This window comes from Microbispora sp. H10836, assembly GCF_012999525.1.
Taxonomy (GTDB): domain Bacteria; phylum Actinomycetota; class Actinomycetes; order Streptosporangiales; family Streptosporangiaceae; genus Microbispora.
The window spans coordinates 94,240-113,377 of sequence record NZ_JABBWU010000026.1; the positions used below are offsets into that span (position 1 = coordinate 94,240).

Annotated in this window: 20 protein-coding genes, 2 tRNA genes and 1 riboswitch; of the genes, 4 read left to right on the top strand and 18 right to left on the bottom strand. The window is 69.7% G+C overall.

The features are described from left to right. Positions 1-5: 5 nt before the first annotated feature. On the bottom strand, positions 6-515 hold the full coding sequence (locus HHX30_RS34790; RefSeq protein WP_169987652.1) for a DinB family protein: 510 nt from the start codon (positions 513-515) through the stop codon (positions 6-8). Positions 516-593: 78 nt separating this feature from the next. Beyond that, positions 594-1,763, bottom strand: a complete 1,170-nt coding sequence (locus HHX30_RS34795) for a serine hydrolase domain-containing protein (RefSeq protein ID WP_169987654.1) — start codon at positions 1,761-1,763, stop codon at positions 594-596. Between the two features lie 340 nt (positions 1,764-2,103). On the opposite strand from HHX30_RS34795, the gene HHX30_RS34800 reads away from it, so the two are divergent. After that, positions 2,104-2,535, top strand: a complete 432-nt coding sequence (locus tag HHX30_RS34800) for a hypothetical protein (protein WP_169987656.1) — start codon at positions 2,104-2,106, stop codon at positions 2,533-2,535. A 579-nt stretch (positions 2,536-3,114) separates the two neighbouring features. Here HHX30_RS34800 and HHX30_RS34805 read toward each other — a convergent pair. The 8 genes from HHX30_RS34805 to HHX30_RS34840 form a co-directional block, all read right to left on the bottom strand. Then, on the bottom strand, positions 3,115-4,455 hold the full coding sequence (locus HHX30_RS34805; RefSeq protein WP_311922994.1) for a cytochrome P450: 1,341 nt from the start codon (positions 4,453-4,455) through the stop codon (positions 3,115-3,117). After that, positions 4,452-5,051: an ATP/GTP-binding protein gene (locus HHX30_RS34810; protein ID WP_169987658.1), complete on the bottom strand. Its 600-nt coding sequence runs from the start codon at positions 5,049-5,051 to the stop codon at positions 4,452-4,454. Before HHX30_RS34810 ends, HHX30_RS34805 begins: the two co-directional genes overlap by 4 nt. A 4-nt stretch (positions 5,052-5,055) precedes the next feature. Further along, positions 5,056-5,412, bottom strand: coding sequence for a DUF742 domain-containing protein (locus HHX30_RS34815; RefSeq protein ID WP_117409594.1), 357 nt, complete (start codon positions 5,410-5,412; stop codon positions 5,056-5,058). After that, positions 5,409-5,843 (bottom strand): roadblock/LC7 domain-containing protein, encoded by a 435-nt coding sequence (locus tag HHX30_RS34820; protein WP_169987660.1) that lies wholly within the window; start codon positions 5,841-5,843, stop codon positions 5,409-5,411. The genes HHX30_RS34815 and HHX30_RS34820 overlap by 4 nt, the downstream gene beginning before the upstream one ends. 92 nt (positions 5,844-5,935) lie before the next feature. Further along, the gene (locus HHX30_RS34825) at positions 5,936-7,459 is read right to left on the bottom strand and encodes a sensor histidine kinase KdpD (protein WP_169987662.1); all 1,524 of its coding nucleotides are present in this window, start codon (positions 7,457-7,459) and stop codon (positions 5,936-5,938) included. A gap of 469 nt (positions 7,460-7,928) precedes the next feature. Then, positions 7,929-8,852 carry a hypothetical protein gene (locus HHX30_RS34830; protein ID WP_249350753.1) on the bottom strand — a complete coding sequence of 308 codons (924 nt, stop codon included), beginning with the start codon at positions 8,850-8,852 and terminating at the stop codon, positions 7,929-7,931. A gap of 22 nt (positions 8,853-8,874) precedes the next feature. Further along, positions 8,875-9,013: riboswitch (cyclic di-AMP (ydaO/yuaA leader) on the bottom strand. 70 nt (positions 9,014-9,083) lie between these two features. After that, complete coding sequence (gene galT, locus HHX30_RS34835; RefSeq protein ID WP_169987664.1) at positions 9,084-10,142, bottom strand: galactose-1-phosphate uridylyltransferase; 1,059 nt, start codon at positions 10,140-10,142, stop codon at positions 9,084-9,086. Positions 10,143-10,179: 37 nt separating this feature from the next. Beyond that, positions 10,180-10,983 (bottom strand): DeoR/GlpR family DNA-binding transcription regulator, encoded by an 804-nt coding sequence (locus HHX30_RS34840; RefSeq protein WP_169987665.1) that lies wholly within the window; start codon positions 10,981-10,983, stop codon positions 10,180-10,182. 140 nt (positions 10,984-11,123) lie between these two features. On the opposite strand from HHX30_RS34840, the gene HHX30_RS43860 reads away from it, so the two are divergent. Then, positions 11,124-11,201, top strand: coding sequence for a 50S ribosomal protein bL37 (locus tag HHX30_RS43860; RefSeq protein WP_373320643.1), 78 nt, complete (start codon positions 11,124-11,126; stop codon positions 11,199-11,201). 9 nt (positions 11,202-11,210) lie between these two features. Here HHX30_RS43860 and HHX30_RS34845 read toward each other — a convergent pair whose 3' ends face one another. The 4 genes from HHX30_RS34845 to HHX30_RS34860 form a co-directional block, all read right to left on the bottom strand. Next, entirely contained in the window at positions 11,211-11,777 is a 567-nt protein-coding gene (locus tag HHX30_RS34845; RefSeq protein ID WP_169987667.1) for a TIGR03086 family metal-binding protein, read from the bottom strand. An 86-nt stretch (positions 11,778-11,863) separates the two neighbouring features. Next, on the bottom strand, positions 11,864-13,597 hold the full coding sequence (locus HHX30_RS34850) for a SpoIIE family protein phosphatase (RefSeq protein ID WP_169987669.1): 1,734 nt from the start codon (positions 13,595-13,597) through the stop codon (positions 11,864-11,866). A gap of 163 nt (positions 13,598-13,760) precedes the next feature. Then, positions 13,761-15,119 carry a TrpB-like pyridoxal phosphate-dependent enzyme gene (locus HHX30_RS34855; protein WP_169987671.1) on the bottom strand — a complete coding sequence of 453 codons (1,359 nt, stop codon included), beginning with the start codon at positions 15,117-15,119 and terminating at the stop codon, positions 13,761-13,763. A gap of 77 nt (positions 15,120-15,196) precedes the next feature. Then, entirely contained in the window at positions 15,197-15,694 is a 498-nt protein-coding gene (locus HHX30_RS34860; RefSeq protein ID WP_169987673.1) for a DUF2087 domain-containing protein, read from the bottom strand. Between the two features lie 50 nt (positions 15,695-15,744). Here HHX30_RS34860 and HHX30_RS34865 point away from each other — a divergent pair, with 50 nt between their 5' ends. Beyond that, positions 15,745-16,137, top strand: a complete 393-nt coding sequence (locus HHX30_RS34865) for a VOC family protein (protein ID WP_169987675.1) — start codon at positions 15,745-15,747, stop codon at positions 16,135-16,137. Positions 16,138-16,140: 3 nt separating this feature from the next. Here HHX30_RS34865 and HHX30_RS34870 read toward each other — a convergent pair whose 3' ends face one another. Continuing rightward, positions 16,141-16,902, bottom strand: a complete 762-nt coding sequence (locus HHX30_RS34870; protein ID WP_169987677.1) for an enoyl-CoA hydratase — start codon at positions 16,900-16,902, stop codon at positions 16,141-16,143. Between the two features lie 175 nt (positions 16,903-17,077). Next, positions 17,078-17,154 (bottom strand) — tRNA-Pro (locus tag HHX30_RS34875). Positions 17,155-17,244: 90 nt separating this feature from the next. On the opposite strand from HHX30_RS34875, the gene HHX30_RS34880 reads away from it, so the two are divergent. Beyond that, a tRNA-Gly gene (locus HHX30_RS34880) sits at positions 17,245-17,315 on the top strand. A 116-nt stretch (positions 17,316-17,431) separates the two neighbouring features. On the opposite strand, the gene HHX30_RS34885 is transcribed toward HHX30_RS34880, so the two are convergent. Together HHX30_RS34885 and HHX30_RS34890 are read right to left on the bottom strand one after the other, a co-directional pair. Further along, the gene (locus HHX30_RS34885; RefSeq protein ID WP_211593087.1) at positions 17,432-18,343 is read right to left on the bottom strand and encodes a ferritin family protein; all 912 of its coding nucleotides are present in this window, start codon (positions 18,341-18,343) and stop codon (positions 17,432-17,434) included. Between the two features lie 235 nt (positions 18,344-18,578). Then, positions 18,579-19,058: an ATP-binding protein gene (locus HHX30_RS34890; RefSeq protein WP_169987679.1), complete on the bottom strand. Its 480-nt coding sequence runs from the start codon at positions 19,056-19,058 to the stop codon at positions 18,579-18,581. Positions 19,059-19,138 lie beyond the last annotated feature (80 nt).

Here is a 19,138-nt window from a genome sequence, read left to right on the forward strand (position 1 = left end):
GCGGGCTACTCGCCCGTCACGCCGTCGATGCGCTCGCGCAGCAGATCGGCGTGGCCGTTGTGGCGGGCGTACTCCTCGATCATGTGGCACATGATCCAGCGCAGCGAGTAGTGGACGCCGTCACGGGCCGTCTTCGTCATGGCGTCCAGGTCGGCGCAGGCCTCCTCGGCCGCCCGCGCGTGCTCGATCTCCGCGCGCCACGTCGCGAAGGCCTCCTCGGCGGACGCGGTGTCCACGTTGTCGAACTCGCCGTCCGGGTCGTCGTCGCCGTAGTAGATGCCGTTCAGGTCCTCGCCGTTCAGCCGCCGCCGGAACCAGGATCGCTCGACGTCGGCCATGTGCCGTACGAGGCCGAGCAGCGACATGCTGGAGGGCTGCACCGAGCGCAGCCGCAGCTGCTCCTCCGTGAGGCCCTCGCACTTCACCGCGAGGGTCTCACGGTGCCAGTCCAGCCAGGCGCGCAGCATCGTGCGCTCGTCCGCGGCGACAGGGGGATCGATACGTGTGTCAGTCATCCCAGCATCCTGCCCGGCTTCGCGCGGGGGAGTCACTCCAATTGCCGCCCGGCGCGGCGGTACCCCGTCGACGCCGCCTCAGATCGCGCCGCGGACCGCGTCGAGGAGCGTGGCGGCTCTGCTGTCCGGCACGCCCTCCTGAATGCGGTTCATGACGTAGCCGAAGGCCAGGCCGGACGCCGGGTCGGCGAAGCCGAGCGATCCGCCGTAGCCGGGGAACCCGAAGGCGGCCGGGCCGTACCAGAAGGCGTCGGGGGTGGGCAGGCCGAAACCGGTGGCGATCCGGACGGGCACGCGCAGGACGCGGTCCACGCCGCCGGCCTGTTGCGCGATCGCCGCCGCCAAAGTGCCGGGCGACAGGATGCGATGCCCGTCGACCTCGCCGATCAGCGCGGCGTAGAAGCGGGCCAGCGCGCGGGCGGTGCAGATGCCGTTGGTCGAGGGCATCTCGGCGAACTGCTCGGCGGGGTCGTCGTGGTTCAGCAGGGGCGTGACGACGGTCATCGCCCGCATGGTCAGCGACGTGGGATCGGCATAGGCGCGCATCACCTCGCGCGCGGACTCGGGAAGGGCGTCCAGGTCGATCCCGGTCAGCGCGCCGAGGTCGATCGGGGTGGTGACGATCCGGCTGACCCGGTGCTGCTCGGACTCCGGCAGCCCGATCCACAGGTCGAGGCCGAGCGGTGCGGCGATCTCTTCGGCGAGGAAGGCGCCGAGGCTGCGGCCGGTCACCCGGCGGATCACCTCGCCGACCAGCCAGCCGTACGTGTGCGCGTGGTAGCCGTGCTCGGTGCCCGGCTCCCAGAACGGCCGCTGGGCGGCCAGCGCGGTCACCATCGGGTCCCAGGCGATCGCCTGCGCCGGGGTGATCGGGTTGTCGATCGCGGGCAGCCCGGCCTGGTGGGTGAGCAGCCAGCGCACCGGGATCCGGTCCTTGCCGTTCGCCGCGAACTCCGGCCAGTAGCGGGCGACCGGTGCGTCCAGGTCCAGTTCGCCCCGCTGGGCCAGCAGGTGCGCGCAGGCGGCGGTGACGCCCTTGGTGGTGGAGAACACGACCGCCAGGGTGTCGCGTTCCCAGGGGCGGCCCGTCCCGGGGTCGGCGATCCCGCCCCACAGGTCGACGACCTTCCGGCCGTGCAGGTAGACGGCGACCGCGGCCCCCACCTCCTGCCCGCCGGACAGATTCGCCGCGAACGCCTCACGTACTGCTTCGAATCCAGGTGCGGTCTCGCCGCCGATTGCGGGCATGCGTCATCGCCTTCCGAACGATCGTGGTGTGCGGGGAGGAGCCGGCGTCGCAGGTGGCGATGAGCCAGGCGCGGCCCGGGCCGTCGTGGCGGCTTTTCCGGTACGCGTGGCGAGCGCGCCAACACCGTCTCTATCGTGGACAAAGTTATGCCATCGATGAAACATCGTCAACGTCGCGGACGAAGTTAGCTTGGGGTGGGAGGGGTGGCTGAACGTGACGCTTGACTCAAAAGTAGACACTTTTCTGTACGACCTTGTCCAAAAATGGCAAGCAAGTCAAAATCGGTTAAGCCTTCAACTATTTGGGGTTGGAGGGGTAACTGCACGGATGAGGAGAGGCATGAAGCGCACCATCTCCGTTCTCGCCGTCGTCGCCGGTGCCCTCGGCACCACGCTCACCGGCATCGGCCCCGCATCCGCGGACACGCCCGCGGTCGACTGCTCCGCAGGCGGGTACACGCGGGCTCTGAACAGCTACATCCTCACCAACATGGAGTGGTCGGCGTTGGACGGTCGCATCTACAACATCAGCGGTCCGACGGCGTACACGTACGAGATCTGCCTCGACATCCCGGACACCTCGACACTCACGGTCGAGGTCCGGATCGGGGCCACCGGGTCACAGCGCGTGATCGTGGACGACCGGCCCGGGGACAAGATCTTCCGCTTCTCGCCCGGCGCCAACACCTTCTGGCAGGTCTACGGCACGATGACCGGGCCCGGCAGCACCTACCTCTACTACACCTGGAACGAGAAGCAGGTCACGGCCTGACCCGGAAGGGGCCGGCCGCCCCGCTCGGCGAAGTGGCCGGCCCCGCCCGCTCAAGGGGCCCCACCACTCTGCTCCGTCGCAGATTCGGCAGGAGGCCGGGAGGCCGCGTTGATCGGGCGCACCGATGAGAACCGCGGCCGTTCCGGAGCAGGCGGGTCGGTGGTTCTCGGCATTTCGCGGCCGGTCACGGTGTCATGTGCCCTGGCTGTGCCCTCTGGCTTGCTCAGTCGCCTCGGCTATCAGCTTGGGAATCGGCTAGTGATCTACCCTCTCTGAGCTGGGAAACAGGGGGTGCAGCTCAGCGCTGATCGAGTCCCCGTGACTTCCCTTACTAGGGGTTCGAGGTGCGCGGTCTTGTCGTCCCGATGGGCTGGAGGAAGATCGTCCGGCCGCGCTCGCCCCCTGAGGGCCGACTTCGGTGAGCACGTCGGATGGGGACCCGCGTCGACGAGGAAGCCGGTGAGCTTCACGTCGGACACTTTGACCTCGGTGGACGGGCTGGAAGGCTACGCCTGAGAATTCGGCCCGCTGGTCGTGAGCCGCATACGGCGCGTCGCCGGACTCCGTTCCGGCCTGACCTCACCTGGAGGCGTTCCAGGTGTTCGACGGGCCCTGGCCGGTCGGCACGGTCGGGCTGAACCGTACGGGCAGGGCCTCCAGGCTGCGAACCCACAGCGAAGGGCGCCAGCGCAGCGCGTCAGGTTTCACGGCGAGGTAGACGTCGGGCAGCCGGTCGAGGAGGACCTCCACGGCCGTCTTGGCGATGATCCCGCCGAGCTCGGGCGCGGGGAAGGGACAACCGTACTCGCCGTGGCCGAAGGCGAGGTGCGCCCGGTTGGCGCCGGAGCCGGCATGGGCGGCCGGTTGCACCTGCGGATCGGCGTTGGCCGCGGCGACACCGAGCACCAGCATGTCGCCCCGGCGGATGTGCCGCCCGGCCAGCTCGCAGTTCTGCACGGCCCAGCGTGTGGGCATGTTCGGCGTGGGCGGGTCCTTCCACAGCACATCGTTCAGCGCCTCGCCGACGCTGCTGCGGCCGCCCTGCAGGCTCATCGAGAAGTGGTCGTCCATCAGCATCAGCCGCAGGGTGCTGCCGATCCAGTTGGAGCAGTTGTCATGGGCGGAGATCAACATCATGATCAGGTCCTGGATGAACTCCTCGTCGGTGAGCCGCGCGTGGTGTGCCAGCATCTGCGAGGTGAGGTCGTGGCCCGGCAGTGCGCGCTTGTCGGCGATGAGCCGGCTTACCTTGTCCAGCATCCGGGGAAGCGCCGAGAGGGCCTCCTCGCCCCCGCTCAGCACGTGGTTGACGTCCTCGACCAGTTTCGGCAGGTCGGTCTCCGCCAGCCCGAACAGCCGGGTGATGACCTGAGCCGGAATCCGGTCGGCGTACTGGGAGATCAGGTCGGTCTGGCCGTCCCCGGAGAACTCGTCGATCGCGCGGTCGGCGATCTGCTCGCAGATCAGGGCGAGCTCGGTGCGGTCGACGCTGTCCAGCGCGTCGCTGATGGCGCCGATCCGCCGCTGGTGCTCGGCCCCCTCGGTGAACATCACGGACGGTTGCCATGTCACGTACGGGCGCGCCGGCCAGTCAGGGGGCAGGACGTCCTGCAGGTTCCAGCGCCTGGGGTCGCGGCTGAACAACTGCGGCTGGCTGGTGACATGGTGCAGCTCGCGATAACCGATCACGTACCAGACGGGCATGCCGTCGAGGAGAACGGGGACGACGGGGCCGTGCTCGCGGCGCATCTCCTGGAACAGCGCGGTCGGGTCGTCGCCGATCAGCGACGCGTGCAGTCGTACGGCATCGGCGTGGTCGGCGTATCCCTCCAGCGGCTCCCGTCTCCGCTCGGGATACTGCGATGCGGGCGAGGCGGCGGACGGGTCTGTGGAGTCGGGCAGGGGAGGGGAGTTCGTCACGGCGTGCTCTCTCGGGCGGGCAACTGGTCGTAGGTGCGGGTGAGGTGCTCGATGAGCGTGATCAGCACGTGCTTGGACGAGGACCGCTCTCTCGCGTCGCAGTCGACGAGCGGGACCTCGGGCGACAGTGCCAGCGCCTCGCGCACCGAATCCAGGGTGGGCCCGTCGGTGAAGCGGTTGACCGCGACGACGAACGGGGTCCGGTGGTGCTCCAGCCGGTCGATGGAGTACCAGGAATCCTCCAGGCGGCGGGCGTCCACCAGGACGACCGCGCCCAGGCTGCCGGCGAACAACTGGTCCCACACGAACCAGAACCGCTGCTGACCGGGCGCGCCGAACAGGTAAAGCACCTTGCTCGCGTTCAGCGTGATCCGGCCGAAGTCGAAGGCCACCGTGGTGGTCGACTTGGTCCGTACCCGGCTGGCGTCGTCGATGCCCACGCTCGCCTGGGTCATGACCTCCTCGGTGCTCAGCGGGCGGATCTCGCTCACCGAGCCGACCATGGTCGTCTTTCCCGCCCCGAATCCGCCGACGATCACGATTTTCAGAGCGTCCGCGGCGGTCGTGCGTAGCGGCGTTCGCGTGGTGGCCGCCATCTGGTCAGAGGTTGTGGAGCGCAACGAGCACCTGCCTCAGGATTTCGGGATCCGGTCGTCCGGCCTGTGCGGCGATCGACGGATGACGGACGGTGATGCGACCGGTGTCCAGCAGGTCGCACAGCAGGATCTTCACCACGCTGACCGGCAGTCGCAGTTCCGCCGAGATCTCCACCACCGCCGTCGGCCGCTGGGCCATCCGCAGGATCTTGATGTGCTCGGACTGCATACCGGGGGTGGGGGCGCACTCGCTGACGATGAGGGAGACCGAGTCGAAGGTTTTCTCATCGGCGCTGGTACGCCCACCGGTGACGGTGTAGAGCCGGTCAGGGTCTTCTTGGTCGATGGCTCGCCGTGTCATCCGCGGTCGTCGCTGTTCTCCGTTTGCCGCGGTGCCGCGGTGAGGTACACCCCGATCTGCTCCACCAGTTCGTTCATGTTGTGCGCGATAAGCCCCACCTCGCCGTCCTCCTCGGCCACCACGGCCAGGTGGGCGCCGTCCCCGGCCGGCACGATGAGCAGCAGTCCGCCGGCGAACTCCACCATCGCCTGCCCCGCTCCGATGCCGTCCCCGAACTCGGCGGAGGCGCTCAGCGAGAGGCTCTGGATCCCGGCGGCCAGAGCGGAGAGCTGGTCGGCCCCGTCCAGGCCGAGGCCGGCGGTGAAGCACATCTTCAGGCCGTCCCTGGTCAGCACCAGCACATGCCTGATCCCCGGGGTCTTCTCCTTGAGGTTCTCCAGTAGCCAGTCGAAGTCACGATCGGTGGTGTGCGAAGCATCGGTTGTGCTCATAGAAACGACGGGGTGCCCCTTCGGCGCGGGAGGGACGCCCCCTGCCTCCTCATCTGTGAATCCAAAAATGTCCGGTGGTCGGCGGACGCGTGTCAAGAGTCGCCCGGGGCCGGGGGAGGGGCTGAAGAGGAAGTACGCCCACGGCCGCCGGCTTGGCGGAACGCGGCGAACCTCGCAGCCGAGTCAGGCCCCTCGCGCGCGGGCTTGACCGGCGATGCCTGCCGCGCCCTGGTCGCCTCGGCCAGCGTCTGCCCCCGGCGCCGCCTGGGCAGCAGATCTTCGGACTCGTCCGTCGGCCCCTCCTGCGCGGGTACGGCCGGTGCCTGCACGGGGTGGTGGACCGACGCCTCGGCGTCGGGCGGCACGGTGGCCGACAGGGGCTGCGTGATCAGCAGGCGCGGGATCAGCATCACGACCCCCACGCCACCGCGGGCGGACGACCGGAAGCTGACCGTCAGGCCGTACTTGTCGACCAGGCGTCCCACGACCGCCAGGCCCAGCCGGGTACCGGACAGCGTCCGCAGGTCGAGCGGCTCGGACACGAGCCTGGTGGCGTGCTGCCGCTCGCGCGGGCGCATCCCCAGGCCGCTGTCCTCGATCGTGATCACGACGCCGGCGTCCTCCTCGTCCACGTACACGTGGACCTCGGTGCCGTGCGCCGAGAACGTGGCGGCGTTGTCCATCACCTCGGCCAGCGCGTGCATCACGCCCTCGGCCGCGTACCCCGCGACGGCGACGGTGCTGGTGGAGTGCAGCCGGATGCGCCGGTAGGCGCCGATGCGGCCCATCGCGCCGCGCAGGACGCTTTCCATGACGATCGGCCGGGTCCATCGCCGCCCGGAACGGCCGCCGCTCAGCAGCGCGATGTTGTCCGCCAGCCGGCTCATCTGGGAGACGCGGTGGTCCAGGTCAAGCAGGTCGGCGAATACCTCCTCTTGTTCGCCGTACCGCTCCTCCAGTTCGCGCAGCCGGGCGAGCAGGCTGGTGGCCTGTGCCTGCACCCGGGCCGCGGCCCCGGCGCACGCCGCCATCACGGCGGTGCCCCTGCGCTCGCTCTCGGAGAGCTGCCGCGCCGTCTCGCGCAGCAGGTCGCGTAGCGGGTCCTGCCCCGGCTGGCGTATCTCGGCCAGTGCGGCGCTCACCGACATCCGGTCCGTCTGGATCCGCCGGAACAGCTCCGGCAGCGTCTCGCCGATCAGCCGGGAGATCTCGCCCTCGGTCGCATCGCGGGACGCCTGGGCGACGGCGCGCTCGCGTTCGAGCAGTTCGAGCTCGTGCCCGGCCGCTCTGAGCAGGTGCAGCAGCGGGCCGTCCGGAGGCTGCGGTATCTGGGAGAGCGCGTCGGCGACCGAGGCGCCGTCCCGCACCTGACGTCCCAGCGCGGGCAGCGACTCCTCGGCCATTCGCAGTGTTTCCCGCTCCAGCCAGGTGAACCGCGCGCCGGCCCACTCGGCCTGCTCACGCAGCCGGCGACCGGTGCCGGAGTAGTGGACAATGGCCGCGACGGCGCCGGACAGGAGTGCGGCCGAGACCCCGCCGACGAGCGCCATCAGCTCTCTGGCCTCATAAGGGGCGGCGGATATCGCCCACAACCACGCGCAGGCCGTAATGATCATGGCGCCGAGAGAGGCGAGGGTTGCCAGTTCCCTCGGTGAAAACCTTCTCCGCGCCCGGTGGGGTACATCTACTGACATCGGCGTCCTCGGGGTGGCGGCAGAGCATGACAAGGCCGCGTCGAACCTGCTGTTCTCCCTGGTAGGCGGGACGGCCATGCGGTGCCGTTTCACAGCAGGGCGTGAACAGGCAGACACCGTAGCACCATGCCTACGACCAAGAACAGACAGTCACCTCGAACCATGTGGTTCAGTTCTAATCAACCATGAGTCAACTCATCCATTGACTAATACTCACTTTTTGGACATTCATAGATTTATGATGATGATTTTCCCTAGTGCGGCAGCCGCCATTTGCCAGCTGAGCTGGGTGTATGCGGTGGATAGGCGGGCTCGATGGTGGAACCAGCGGGCGCGGGCTTGATGACGGCGGCGCCAGGCCAACCAGTGCAGGTAGACGGCTTGCGGGCCTCTAGTACATCGAGATGTGGACGTGGTCGTAGTGGTTGGCGGTGACTCCGCCGCGGTCGGACATCGTCCGCCAGCCCGGGTGGCCGAGGTTGTAGATGCGCTGCTGCCAGATCACGTACATCACGCCCAGCTTCGGCCCGTTCTTGATGGCCCAGGCGGCCAGGCTGTCGCCCAGCGCCTTCATCTCCGGGGAGGGCATGGCGCCGCCCGAGCTCATCATGAAGTCGCAGGCACGCCCGAGGGGGTGCTCGCCGCTGTTCTCCGCGCGGTAGCAGCCCACTGGAAACCGCAGATCGAAGGTCTTGCCGACCTCGGTACGCATGAGCCGCATGCGGGGGGTGATGTTGTCGGAGCCGGCGGGCAGCTCCGGCGCCCACGAACCACCGGCCCGTCTGCCCGGGGCGATCGGGATGAGGGCGTCGAGCTTGTCCTTGATCTCGTCGATGAGGTCCTCTGCGTCCTCGCGCTGTGCGGCGACCTCGGCGGCCTGCGTCTTGAGCTGTCCGGTGAGCGTCTTGGCGGCGTCCGCGGCGCGTTGCCGCTCGGCGCGGACCTGCTCGAAGTGCTCGAGCCTGGCGGCCTGCTCCTCCTTGAGCTGGTAGTTCAGCGCGGCGGTGTTCATGTCGGGCAGCGCCATCGAGCTGTCGGTCTGGTAGCGCAGCCCGGCCATCTGCCGTACGGCGTCCCTGGCGGCCTCGTAATCGGCCTCCGCCTTGGCCAGCCGCCCGCGCGCGGCCTTCTCCTCGACCCGGGCGTCGGCGAGCGCGACCCGTTTGGCGTTGTAGTCGGCGATCAGCCGGTCGATCCTCTTCCGCAGGTCCGACAGCTCCTGCTTGAGCTGCTTCTCCGTCGGCTTGGGGTCGGCGGCGCCCGGGGCGGCCGCGCCGAACAGGAGGGCGGCGGAGGCGAGCACACCGACGGCCAAGGGGAACGCGCGGGGCAGAGCCCACTCCTCTCCACGTGCCTGCCGGGTTAGCTGACGGGTGCGGGCTGGAGGAGCCCGGGCAGGCGGCTGCCTTGACCCCAGATGCGTGATTGGGTCCCCGGCTCCCGGGCGAGGCGCCCGGGATTAGGCGTACCGGCTGTGACAACCGGTGCCAGGGATACTACTGGTAAAGAAACTCCAGGTGCCACCCAAGTCGCAACCGTTCGGTGATCAAGTCGTGACCACCTCGCGGAGCATCCGGGCGGCCTCCTCCGGGAGCACGTCGTTGACGAACGCGCCCATCGCCGACTCCGAGCCGGCGAGGTACTTCAGCTTGTTCGGCGCACGCCGGATCGTGAAGAGCTGGAGGTGGAGATGGGCCAGGTCGCGCCGGTAGGTGACCGGGGCCTGGTGCCAGGCCGCGACGTACGGCATGACGACGCCGAACAGCCCGTCGAGGCGGCGCAGCACCTCGATGTAGAGCGGCGCGAAGGCGGCCCGTTCCTCGGGCGACAACGCGGGGATGTCGGGCACCCGGCGGTGCGGGTAGACGTGCACCTCGAACGGGTACCGCGCGGCGGCCGGGACGAAGGCCGTCCAGTGCTCGTTGGCGGCCACCACCCGGGGGCCCCTCCGCTCGGCGGCCAGGACGTCCGCGAACAGGTTGCCGCCCCGGTGACGGGCGGCGGCGTCCAGCATCTGGCGCGTACGCGGCGTGACGTACGGATAGGCGTAGATCTGCCCATGGGGGTGCGGCAGCGTGATGCCGATCTCGGCGCCGCGGTTCTCGAAGCAGAAGACCTGCTCCACTCCGGGCAGTGCGGACAGCTCGGCCGTACGGTCGGCCCACGCCTCGACGACCAGCTCGGCCTGCTCGTCGCTGAGGGAGCTGAACGACGCGTCGTGGTCGGAGGTGAAGCAGACGACCTCACAGCGCCCGATCCCCGGCCGCACCTCGCTCAGGCCGCCCACCTGCTCGTACGCCCCGGTGTTGAAGCTGAACGACGGGAACCGGTTCTCGAACACCGCCACCTCGTACGGCGAGGGGATCTCCGAGCCGGGATGGGCCGGGCAGAGCGGGCACTCCTCGGCGGACGGCAGGTGGGTGCGCGTCTGACGATGCCTGGCGACGGCCACCCACTCGTCCATCAGGGGGTCGTAGCGCAGCTCGGAGGCGAGCGGGCGCGGCGGCAGGTCCCTGGGGTCGGTGGCGCCGTGGTCGGCGTCGTCGCGCCGGTCGAAGTAGATCAGTTCGCGGCCGTCGGCGAGATGGGTGATGGTGCGCTTCACAGAGCGGTCTCCAACTTTCAGCGTGCGGTGTTCGGCGTCACAGTGCGGTCTCCAGCGCGGATTCCCCGGACGGATCGGCGAGGAGAAGTTCGCCGGCGTGCTCCGACAGCGCGGCGCGCGCCTCCTCCGGCAGGCCGACGTCGCTCACGACCACGTCGGCCTCGCCGAGGGCGGCGATCGTGCTGATGCCGATCGTCCCCCACTTGGTGTGGTCGGCCAGGACCACGAGCTGCTGGGCGGCTGTGATGAGGGCGCGGTCGGTCTCCGCCTCCAGCAGGTTGGGCGTGGTGTATCCCGCCCTGACGCTCATGCCGTGCACGCCGAGCATGAGGGTGTCGACGTTCAGGGAGCGGACGGCCGCCACGGCCACCGGGCCGACCAGGGCGTCGGAGGGCGTGCGCACACCTCCCACCAGCACCACGGTCTGGTCGGGCCGCCCCGCCCGGTGGAAGACGTCGGCCACCTGCACCGAGTTGGTGATCACTGTCAGCTCGGGCACGTCCACCAGGTGGTGGGCGAGCGTCCAGGTCGTGGTCCCGGCCGACAGGGCGACGGAGCTGCCCGGCCGTACGAGCATGGCCGCCCGGCGGGCGATGGCCTCCTTCTCGGCCTGCTGCCGCACCGACTTGGCCGCGAAGCCCGGCTCCTCCGTCGAGCCGGTGCCGGTGGCGGTCGCCCCGCCGTGCACTTTGACGATCAGGCCGCGTTCCGCGAGGACCTCCAGGTCGCGGCGGATCGTCATGTCCGAGACCCCGAGGTCGCGTACGAGCTGCGCGACGCGCACCCCGCCGGTTCTGCGTACCCTCTCCAGGATCGCCTGCTGCCGTTGCTGGGCCAGCATCCACCACTCCTGTCAACAGATTCAAACAAATTATGCCCCACGCACGTGGGGACATGTTGAGTTGGGGTCCGGGTACTTGCCCGGTCGCGGTGCCGGGGAGGACAGTGAGCGAAAGCCGTACTCGACGGAAGGCGGTCTTCATGGGCAGACGCGCGCGCAAGTCGAAGGCACGCAAGAAGAAGAAGGCCAATCACGGCAGGCGGCCCACGGGCCGGTAGAGGCCCGGCCTAGGGGTTCCTGCCCCAGGCGGCGAGCAGGTGAGTCTGCTGGTCGGCGCCGGCCGGGACGTCTCGCTCGTCCCCGATCACTCCCGCCTCGCGGTAGTCCTCCCGCGCCTTCTCGAACCATTCCGAGCAGGAGGCGACGAGCTCGGGGTCGAGCCTTTCCGGCCCGCCGATGGCACGTGCCAGGTCCCAGGTGTGGATCAGCGCGTCCGCGAACAGCTCGGTGATGTACTCCTCGCCCGGCACGTCGCCGAAGGACAGGTGGGCGACGGCGGTCAGGGCGCCCTCGGCGTACACCGCCTGCACGGCGCCCTGTGCGGACGCCTCGAACGCCTTGACCGGGTCGTCGCCGAGCACGTCGCCCTCGAAGGCGTCTCCCACCTCCGCGACCCTGCGGCCGGACAGCAGCTCGGGGGCCCACAGGTTCTCGGACACGACGTGGTTGACCAGCCCGCGGACGTCCCAGTCGACGCAGGGAGTGGGCAACTCCCACTGTCCGCGGCGGACGAGATGGAGGCGGTCCCCGAAACCGTCCAGCGCCCTGCGGTACGCGTCACGGATATCGATCATGTCCCCTCCTCGCCACGAACTCCCCGTTCGAACGTAACTCTTCTCAACGATCAGTAATACACGCTCGCCGGGGAGGAACACCCGGGTCAAGGGAGGTGCTGCTCGACCCAGACGATCTTCCCGTACGGAGTGGGCCGGGTGCCCCAGCGGTAGGCGAACCGCTTGATCAGCTGGAGACCGCGGCCGGTGTCCTCGTCGGGGGTGGCCGTGCGCGGGGCGGGAGCGGCGGGCGAGCCGTCGGCGACCTCGACCACCAGCGTCCGCCCGCGCAGCAGCCGCAGCTCTATCGGCGGCCAGCCGTGCTTGAGCGCGTTGGTGACCAGCTCGCTCACGATGAGCTGGGTGGCGTCCACCAGGCCGCCCAGGCCCCACCTCTGCAGGGTGCCGCGGACGAAGCGGCGCGCGTGCGAGACGAACCGCGGGTCGGCCGGCAGCGGGCAGGTCGCGATCTCGTCCGGATCGAGATCGCGCACTTCGGCCACCAGCAGGGCGATGTCGTCACGCTCGTGGCTCGACCGCTGGCTGCTGATGATCACATCGCACATGTCCTCCAGGTCGTCGACCGGACCGGCGAGCAGGCGCCGCAGCCCCATGATCCCGGCGTCCAGGTCCCGCTCGCGGCTCTCCACCAGGCCGTCGGTGTAGAAGGCGAGCACGCTCCCGGACGGCAGGACCAGCTCGCACGACTCCAGTGGGTCGCTGCCGATGCCCAGCGGCAGGCCCGACGGCAGCTCGATGATCTCGGTCGAGCGGTCGGGGTGCAGCAGGATCGGGGGCACGTGCCCCGCACGGGCGAGCGCGCAATTGCGCGTCACCGGGTCGTAGACGGCGTAGATGCACGTCGCGATCTGGCTCGGGTCGAGGTCCTGGCTCATGAGGTTGAGCCGGAACAGCACCTCGTCGGGCGGCAGATCGAGGCTCGCCAGCGTACGCGCGGCCGTGCGCAGCTGGCCCATGGTCGCCGCGGCCCTGGTCCCGTGCCCCATGACGTCGCCCACCACCAAGGCCGTACGGCAGCCGGGCAGGGCGATCACGTCATACCAGTCGCCACCGACGCCCATCAGGTCGCTGGCCGGCAGATAACGCGAGGCGATGTCCATCCCGAGCGCCTGCGGAAGTTCGACGGGCAGCAGGCTGCTCTGCAGGGTCAGCGCGGTTTTGCGCTCCGTGGTGTACAGCCGCGCGTTGTCGATGCACAGGGCGGCGCGGGCGGCCAGGTCCTCGGCCACCACCACGTCCTGCTCCTCGAACGGCAGGCTGCCGGGGCGCCGGGTGAAGACCACGCAGCCGAGGACCCGTCCCCGCGCACGCAGGGGCACCGCGAGGAACGAGCAGTCGGTCAGGAGCGAGGCGACCGCCTCCTCCCGGTCCAGGCTGGCGCCGATCAGCCGGGCGCTCTCCTTGTCCAGCGACGGGTACATCAGCGGCTTCCCGCCCGCCATGCACTGGGCCTGCGGGAGGATCGCCGGGTAGACCGTCGCCTCGTCGACAGGGAAGGCCTTCATCCAGGCCTCCGGATCGGCGCCGGCCACACCCAGGGCCACCCGGCGTACGAGGGTCGTCCCGTCCACCGGCCGGGGCGATAATTCGCCTTCCGACATGAGGCGGTCCTGCACCATCACGGCCGCCGCGTCGGCGAAGCGGGGGACCGACACGTCCACGAGCTCCCGGCTCGTTTCGGCCAGATCGAGCGTGCTGCCGATGCGCCGGCTCGCCTCGTTCAGGAAAGCCAGCCGCTCGTTGGCGGACGCGGCGCTGCTGCGGCGCCACTGCGCCCGGTTCCCCGGGGCGGGGTCCTTGATAACGCAGTTCCGGTTCAACGAATTCTCCGGAGAGAGCGGATGGTGTTCCAGAATCGTATGGAGCTGATACCGCGCATTTCAGCCGTTTGACATGAGTGCTCCGACAGGTATCACGGCACGATGGCGCAGCCGTACCCGCCGCTCAAGGGACGAAACGGGATATCGGTGAGCATGCGTCACATCAGACGGCGGGCAGGTGCGCGAGGGCCTCGTCGATCCGCTCCTGCGGGAGCGTGAAATCCTCCAGCCGACCGGCGAGACGGCTCTCGTAGGCGGGCAGGTCGAAATGGCCGTGTCCGCACAGGGACATCACGATGACCTTCTCCTCGCCCGACTCCGCGCATCGCAGTGCCTCCGCGATCGTCGCGGCCACCGCGTGGGCGGGTTCGGGGGCAGGCACGACCCCCTCGGCCCTGGCGAAGCGGATCCCCGCGTCGAAGCACTCGGTCTGTGTGACGGCCACGGCCTCCGCCAGGCCCTGCGCGTACACGTGTGAGAGCAGCGGCGACATGCCGTGGTAGCGCAGCCCGCCGGCGTGGATCGGGTCGGGCACGAACGTGTGCCCCAGAGTGTGCATCTTCATCAGCGGCGTGAACCCCGCGGCGTCGCCGAAGTCGTAGGTGTACGTGCCCCGGGTCAGCGACGGGCAGGCGGCGGGCTCCACGGCGCGCAGCACCGGGTTCATCCGTCCCGCCAGCTTCTCGCGCAGGAAGGGGAAGGCCAGCCCGGCGAAGTTTGAGCCGCCGCCGGTGCAGCCGATCACCAGGTCGGGGGTCTCGCCGAGGGTGGCGAGCTGCTCCAGCGCCTCCTCGCCGATGACGGTCTGGTGCAGCAGGACGTGGTTGAGCACCGAGCCCAGGGCGTACCGCGTGTCGTCGTGCTGCCCGGCCACCTCGACGGCCTCGCTGATCGCGATGCCCAGCGACCCCGTGCAGTGCGGGTCCTCCGCCAGGATCCTGCTGCCCGCCGTGGTCACCGCCGACGGGCTGGCGTGCAGGGTGGCGCCGTAGACCTTCATCAGCGTGCGCCGGTACGGCTTCTGGTCGTACGACGCCCGGACCATCCAGATCTCGCAGGCCAGGCCGTACTGGGCGGAGGCGAACGCCAGCGCGGAGCCCCACTGCCCCGCGCCGGTCTCGGTGGTCAGCCTGCGCACGCCCTCCCGCGCGTTGTAGTACGCCTGAGGAACCGCCGTGTTGGGCTTGTGCGAGCCCGACGGGCTGCCGCCCTCGTACTTGTAGTAGATACGCGCGGGCGTGCCGAGGGCGCGCTCCAGGCGGCGTGCGCGGATGAGCGGCGTCGGCCGCCAGAGGCGGTAGACGTCGAGGACGCCGTCGGGGATCGGGACGAACCGTTCGCCCGACACCTCCTGCCCGATCAGTGCCTCCGGGAAGAGCGGGGCGAGGTCGTCGGGGCCGACCGGCTGCAGCGTCGCCGGATGGAGCACCGGCGGGGGCGGCGTGGGCAGGTCTGGGATGAGGTTGTACCAGTTCCGGGGGATCCGGGACTCGTCGAGAAGGACCCTGGTCGGCTCGCCCATGTCTTCCAGTGTCCGCGCCCCGGGGCCATCGGGAAAGGGCGTCGGCCCATGTGGCCGGACCCGGTCAGACGGCTGCGTCAGACCGTTCCCCCCGAGCGCCAGTAGACGCCCGCCTCCCGGGTGAGGAACCCCTCGTCCACCAGGTAGCGGCGCAGCGCGGCGTGGTCGTCGTGGAACGCCCGTAGTGCCACGTCGACCTCCTTCTCCTGGTAGCGCACGCCCACCTCGAACACCTGCGCGATGTAGTCGAGCACCATCAGCCGTTTGGCCCGCTTCACCGGTATGGAGACGAGCCGCCCGTCGACCAGGAACGCGTCCATCGGGTCGGCCGGCGTGGAGGGGACCGTGCGCAGCAGGTCGCGGAAGGTCTCGGGCCGCGCCCGCCAGCCGTCCTCCTCCCGTACGGCGAGGCCGCCCCTGGCCAGCCGGTCCAGAGCCTTGGCCGCCGCCTCCGGGGTCAGCCCGGTGACCTTGTCGAGCGGCTCGCCGGGACGCAGGACCAGTCCGGCGAGGACGCGAAGCGTGTCGTCCTGTCCGAGCAGCCCGAGCACGCGGGAGATGTGCTTGTCGATCACCTGTCCACGGTATTGGGTTGATGAGGACCGCGGAAAACCTGGAGGGCGCCGTGACCGCTCGACTGGACCACACGATCGTGCACAGCAGTGACCGCTTCGAGTCCGCCCGGTTCCTGACCGGGTTGCTCGGCGAGCCGGAGCCCGGCGCGTTCGGGCCGTTCGCCACGGTCCGGGTCGCCAACGGCGTGACGATCGACTACGCCGACTCGATCGTCGGCCGGGACCGGATCGTCATGCAGCACCTGGCGTTCCTCGTCTCCGAGGACGAGTTCGACGAGATCTGCGCCCGCATCGCCGAGCGGGGCCTGCCGTACTGGGGCGGGCCGCACCACCAGGAGCCGCAGCAGGTCAACCACCGCCATCACGGCCGCGGGGTGTACGTGGACGACCCCGACGGCCACGCCATCGAGTTCCTCACCCACCCGTACGTGGAGGAGGAGTGACTGTCACCGGCTCTGGGTCCGGCCCCGGTCGAGCACGGCGCGCCTGCGGGCGGCGAAGTCCTCGGGGGCGGCGATGGTGAGCCCGCCTCGGCCGGTCTCCAGTTCGGCCCGCAGGCCGTCGGCGCCGGTGCCGTCCCGCAGGAGGTCGTAGATCTCCCGGATCCTGCCCAGCGTCTGCGGCGTCGTCGTCGCGATGCTCCGCGCGAGCTCCACGGCCCGGGGCAGCAGCCGGTCGTGCGCGACGACCTCGTTCACCAGTCCGATGCGCAGCGCGAGGGGAGCGTCGACGAAGTCCCCGGTGAACGTCATCTGCCGGGCCCACGCCTGCCCGACCGCCTGGCTCAGCCGGGCGGTCATGCCCCAGGAGGGCACGATTCCGACGCGGGTGTGGGTGTCGGCGAACCGCGCCCGTTCGCTGGCGATCCTGAAGTCGCACGCGAGCGCGAACTCCAGGCCGCCGGTCACCGCGACGCCGTTGACCGCCCCGATCACGGGCACGGGGAAGTTCCGCAGCGGGAGGATCGAGTCGGGATGGCCGATCCTCACCCCCGCTTCCAGCTCACCGAGGTCCAGGCCGGCGCAGAAAGCGGGGCCGGCCCCGGTGAGGACCATCGCGCGCAGGTCAGGCTCGGCCGCGAGCCGCTCCAGCGTGTCGCGGAACTCCTCCAGCAGCGCCTTGGAGAGCGCGTTGTACTTGCGCGGACGGTTCAGCGTCACGACCGCGACGGCCTCGGCAGGCCGGTCGACGAGGACCAGGTCGCCCATGGTGCTCCTCAGGGTCCCGGAGGTACGGCGAGAACAGGTTATAGAAACGCGCCGGAGGCCCGGAGCCCGGCTGGTGCGGTCGGCGGCGGGGTGTCGTCGCCTCGATCCTGCGGTGCGCGGGAGCGGACGAGGCCGCTCCCGCCTGCCGGAAGCGGCGTGAGAAATGCGTGAGAGCTGGTCGGGGCGACAGGATTTGAACCTGCGACTTCTTGCTCCCAAAGCAAGCGCGCTACCAAGCTGCGCCACGCCCCGTCTCGTCGGGTACGCGTGCGCTCCGAGACTCCGGTACGCTTACGCCCTGACGACCGGATGAAGTCTAGACCAGATGGACACCGGGCGCGCGCGGACGTAGCTCAATGGTAGAGCCCCAGTCTTCCAAACTGGCTACGCGGGTTCGATTCCCGTCGTCCGCTCTGACCATGAAGGCCCAGGTCGGGGGAGTGCTCCCGACTCTGGGCCTTGGTCTTTCACGGCCTCCGATTTCTCGCCGTTCCCGTCGCGTGCCCCCGGCACGACCGTGCCGGATCGGTCAGCTCGACGTGGGGCATCGGCCGCCGAGCTTGGACAGCTGACCGGAGAAGGCCTTCGCGTGCTTGAGTTCGTCTTTCGCCGTGTCCTTCAACACGCGCGCCGCCGCGGTGTCTCCGGCGGCCGAGGCCTGGCGCGCGTAATCGGGGTACATCTGCGTGCCTTCGTGCGTCTCCCCCTTGATCGTCGCGCACAGGTTGGCCGCGGTGTCCCGGACCGCGCCGGCCAGATTCGCCTCCTCGGCGAAGTGCTCGGTGCGCTCGACGGCGGCGGTGCGGTGGAACAGCTTGGCGAGCCTCGGCTGACCGGTCTCCCGGGCCTTGTCCCCATAGAGGGTGTACTTCGCGTAGGCGAAGGCCTCGCCCTTCATCGCCGTACGCAGGTTCTCCAGCGTCCGGTCCGACGAGACCCTGGGCTTGCCCGCCCGTATCTCGACCGGCTTGGCCTGTACGTCCGTTGGGATGACCGTGCCGGACGACGGATCGGTGATGGCCTTCGCCGCCTTGACGAACTTCGCGTGGTGCGCGGCCTCGTCCTTGGCTATCTCGGAGAAGAGTCGGGCCGCCTGCCGGTCGCCGTCGGCCCTTGCCTGCTTGGCGAAGTTCTTGTACATCTTCGTCGCCTCGTAGGACTCGCCGCTCATGCTGTCGCCGAGGTTCGTGGCGTTGTCGCCGACCAGGCCGATGAGTTTCGCCTGCTCGGTGAGGTGCTCGCGTAATTCCGTGTGCGCGGTGCGCCGGTACAGCGCCGCAGCTTCCGGCAGATTCTCCCTGTCCGCCTGCTTCGCGTACGCGCGGTATGTGACGTGCGCCAGTGCCTCGCCCTTCATCGCGTTCGTGACGTTGGTACGTGTCGACTGATCGACGTCGTCCCCGTGGGGAGCGGGCGCCGCCGAGGCGCTCGCGGCTCCCAAGGCGAGAAGCGTGACGGTGCCGGCAGCAGTGAGACCGGCTTTGCACCAGCCGAGACCTGAGGTTCCCATGCGACCCCCCGACGGGCATGTCCTCGCGACCATGAGTAGAGCCAGGTGAGAGGGGGGTCGAAATCCGACATACCCGGTTACGGCGGGAGAATCTCCCCGGTTGTCCTGTGTCTGGCACGGACATCACAAAACATGGCCCCGGCGGCTGCGGGGTCGCTGGAGAACGTCAGTCCCCGGTGCGGAAGAGGGCCCAGACGGCCTTGCCGCCCTCGTCCAGCGCGTCCCAGCCCCAGGCCTGGCTGTAGGTCTCGACGATGTACAGGCCTCGTCCGTGCTCCGAGACGAAGTCGGGCTGCGCCGGCGACGGTGCCTGGTCACTCGGGTCCGAGACGGCGAGCAGCACGTGCGGCGCGATGCGTACGAGCGTCAGCGTTATCGGCGGGTCACCGGTGCGGTCCGCCGGACACAGAGCGTAACGAACAGCGTTCGTCACCAGTTCGCTCACCACGAGTGCCGCGTCGTCGCTCAGTTCCGACAGCCCCCACTCTCGTAGGGTCGTCCGGGTGACGTCACGTGCGGTCTTGACCGAATCGGCCTGGGGGGCCAGGGGGCACATCGTGGTATCGGACGGACCTGCCGCCCTCCGGAACCAGCCGAATCCCACGTCGCGGGTCAGCTGGCCGCCGGATTTGGGCTCGTCCGACATGGTTGCCCGTACCTCCCGCTGGCCTGAATCGATGACTGGTGCACATTTAGCCCAATATGCACCTAAGACATGATGGATCA

What these genes read in the sequence shown, in the direction of transcription:
- HHX30_RS34810 (WP_169987658.1), bottom strand. Translation starts at nt 5,051, where the DNA reads ATGGCGGCCACCACGCGAACGCCGCTACGCACGACCGCCGCGGACGCT.
- HHX30_RS34820 (WP_169987660.1), bottom strand. Translation starts at nt 5,843, where the DNA reads ATGAGCACAACCGATGCTTCGCACACCACCGATCGTGACTTCGACTGG.
- HHX30_RS34790 (WP_169987652.1), bottom strand. Translation starts at nt 515, where the DNA reads ATGACTGACACACGTATCGATCCCCCTGTCGCCGCGGACGAGCGCACG.
- HHX30_RS34795 (WP_169987654.1), bottom strand. Translation starts at nt 1,763, where the DNA reads ATGCCCGCAATCGGCGGCGAGACCGCACCTGGATTCGAAGCAGTACGT.
- HHX30_RS43860 (WP_373320643.1), top strand. Translation starts at nt 11,124, where the DNA reads ATGGGCAGACGCGCGCGCAAGTCGAAGGCACGCAAGAAGAAGAAGGCC.
- HHX30_RS34840 (WP_169987665.1), bottom strand. Translation starts at nt 10,983, where the DNA reads ATGCTGGCCCAGCAACGGCAGCAGGCGATCCTGGAGAGGGTACGCAGA.
- HHX30_RS34845 (WP_169987667.1), bottom strand. Translation starts at nt 11,777, where the DNA reads ATGATCGATATCCGTGACGCGTACCGCAGGGCGCTGGACGGTTTCGGG.
- HHX30_RS34825 (WP_169987662.1), bottom strand. Translation starts at nt 7,459, where the DNA reads ATGATCATTACGGCCTGCGCGTGGTTGTGGGCGATATCCGCCGCCCCT.
- HHX30_RS34800 (WP_169987656.1), top strand. Translation starts at nt 2,104, where the DNA reads ATGAAGCGCACCATCTCCGTTCTCGCCGTCGTCGCCGGTGCCCTCGGC.
- HHX30_RS34890 (WP_169987679.1), bottom strand. Translation starts at nt 19,058, where the DNA reads ATGTCGGACGAGCCCAAATCCGGCGGCCAGCTGACCCGCGACGTGGGA.
- HHX30_RS34855 (WP_169987671.1), bottom strand. Translation starts at nt 15,119, where the DNA reads ATGGGCGAGCCGACCAGGGTCCTTCTCGACGAGTCCCGGATCCCCCGG.
- HHX30_RS34815 (WP_117409594.1), bottom strand. Translation starts at nt 5,412, where the DNA reads ATGACACGGCGAGCCATCGACCAAGAAGACCCTGACCGGCTCTACACC.
- HHX30_RS34870 (WP_169987677.1), bottom strand. Translation starts at nt 16,902, where the DNA reads ATGGGCGACCTGGTCCTCGTCGACCGGCCTGCCGAGGCCGTCGCGGTC.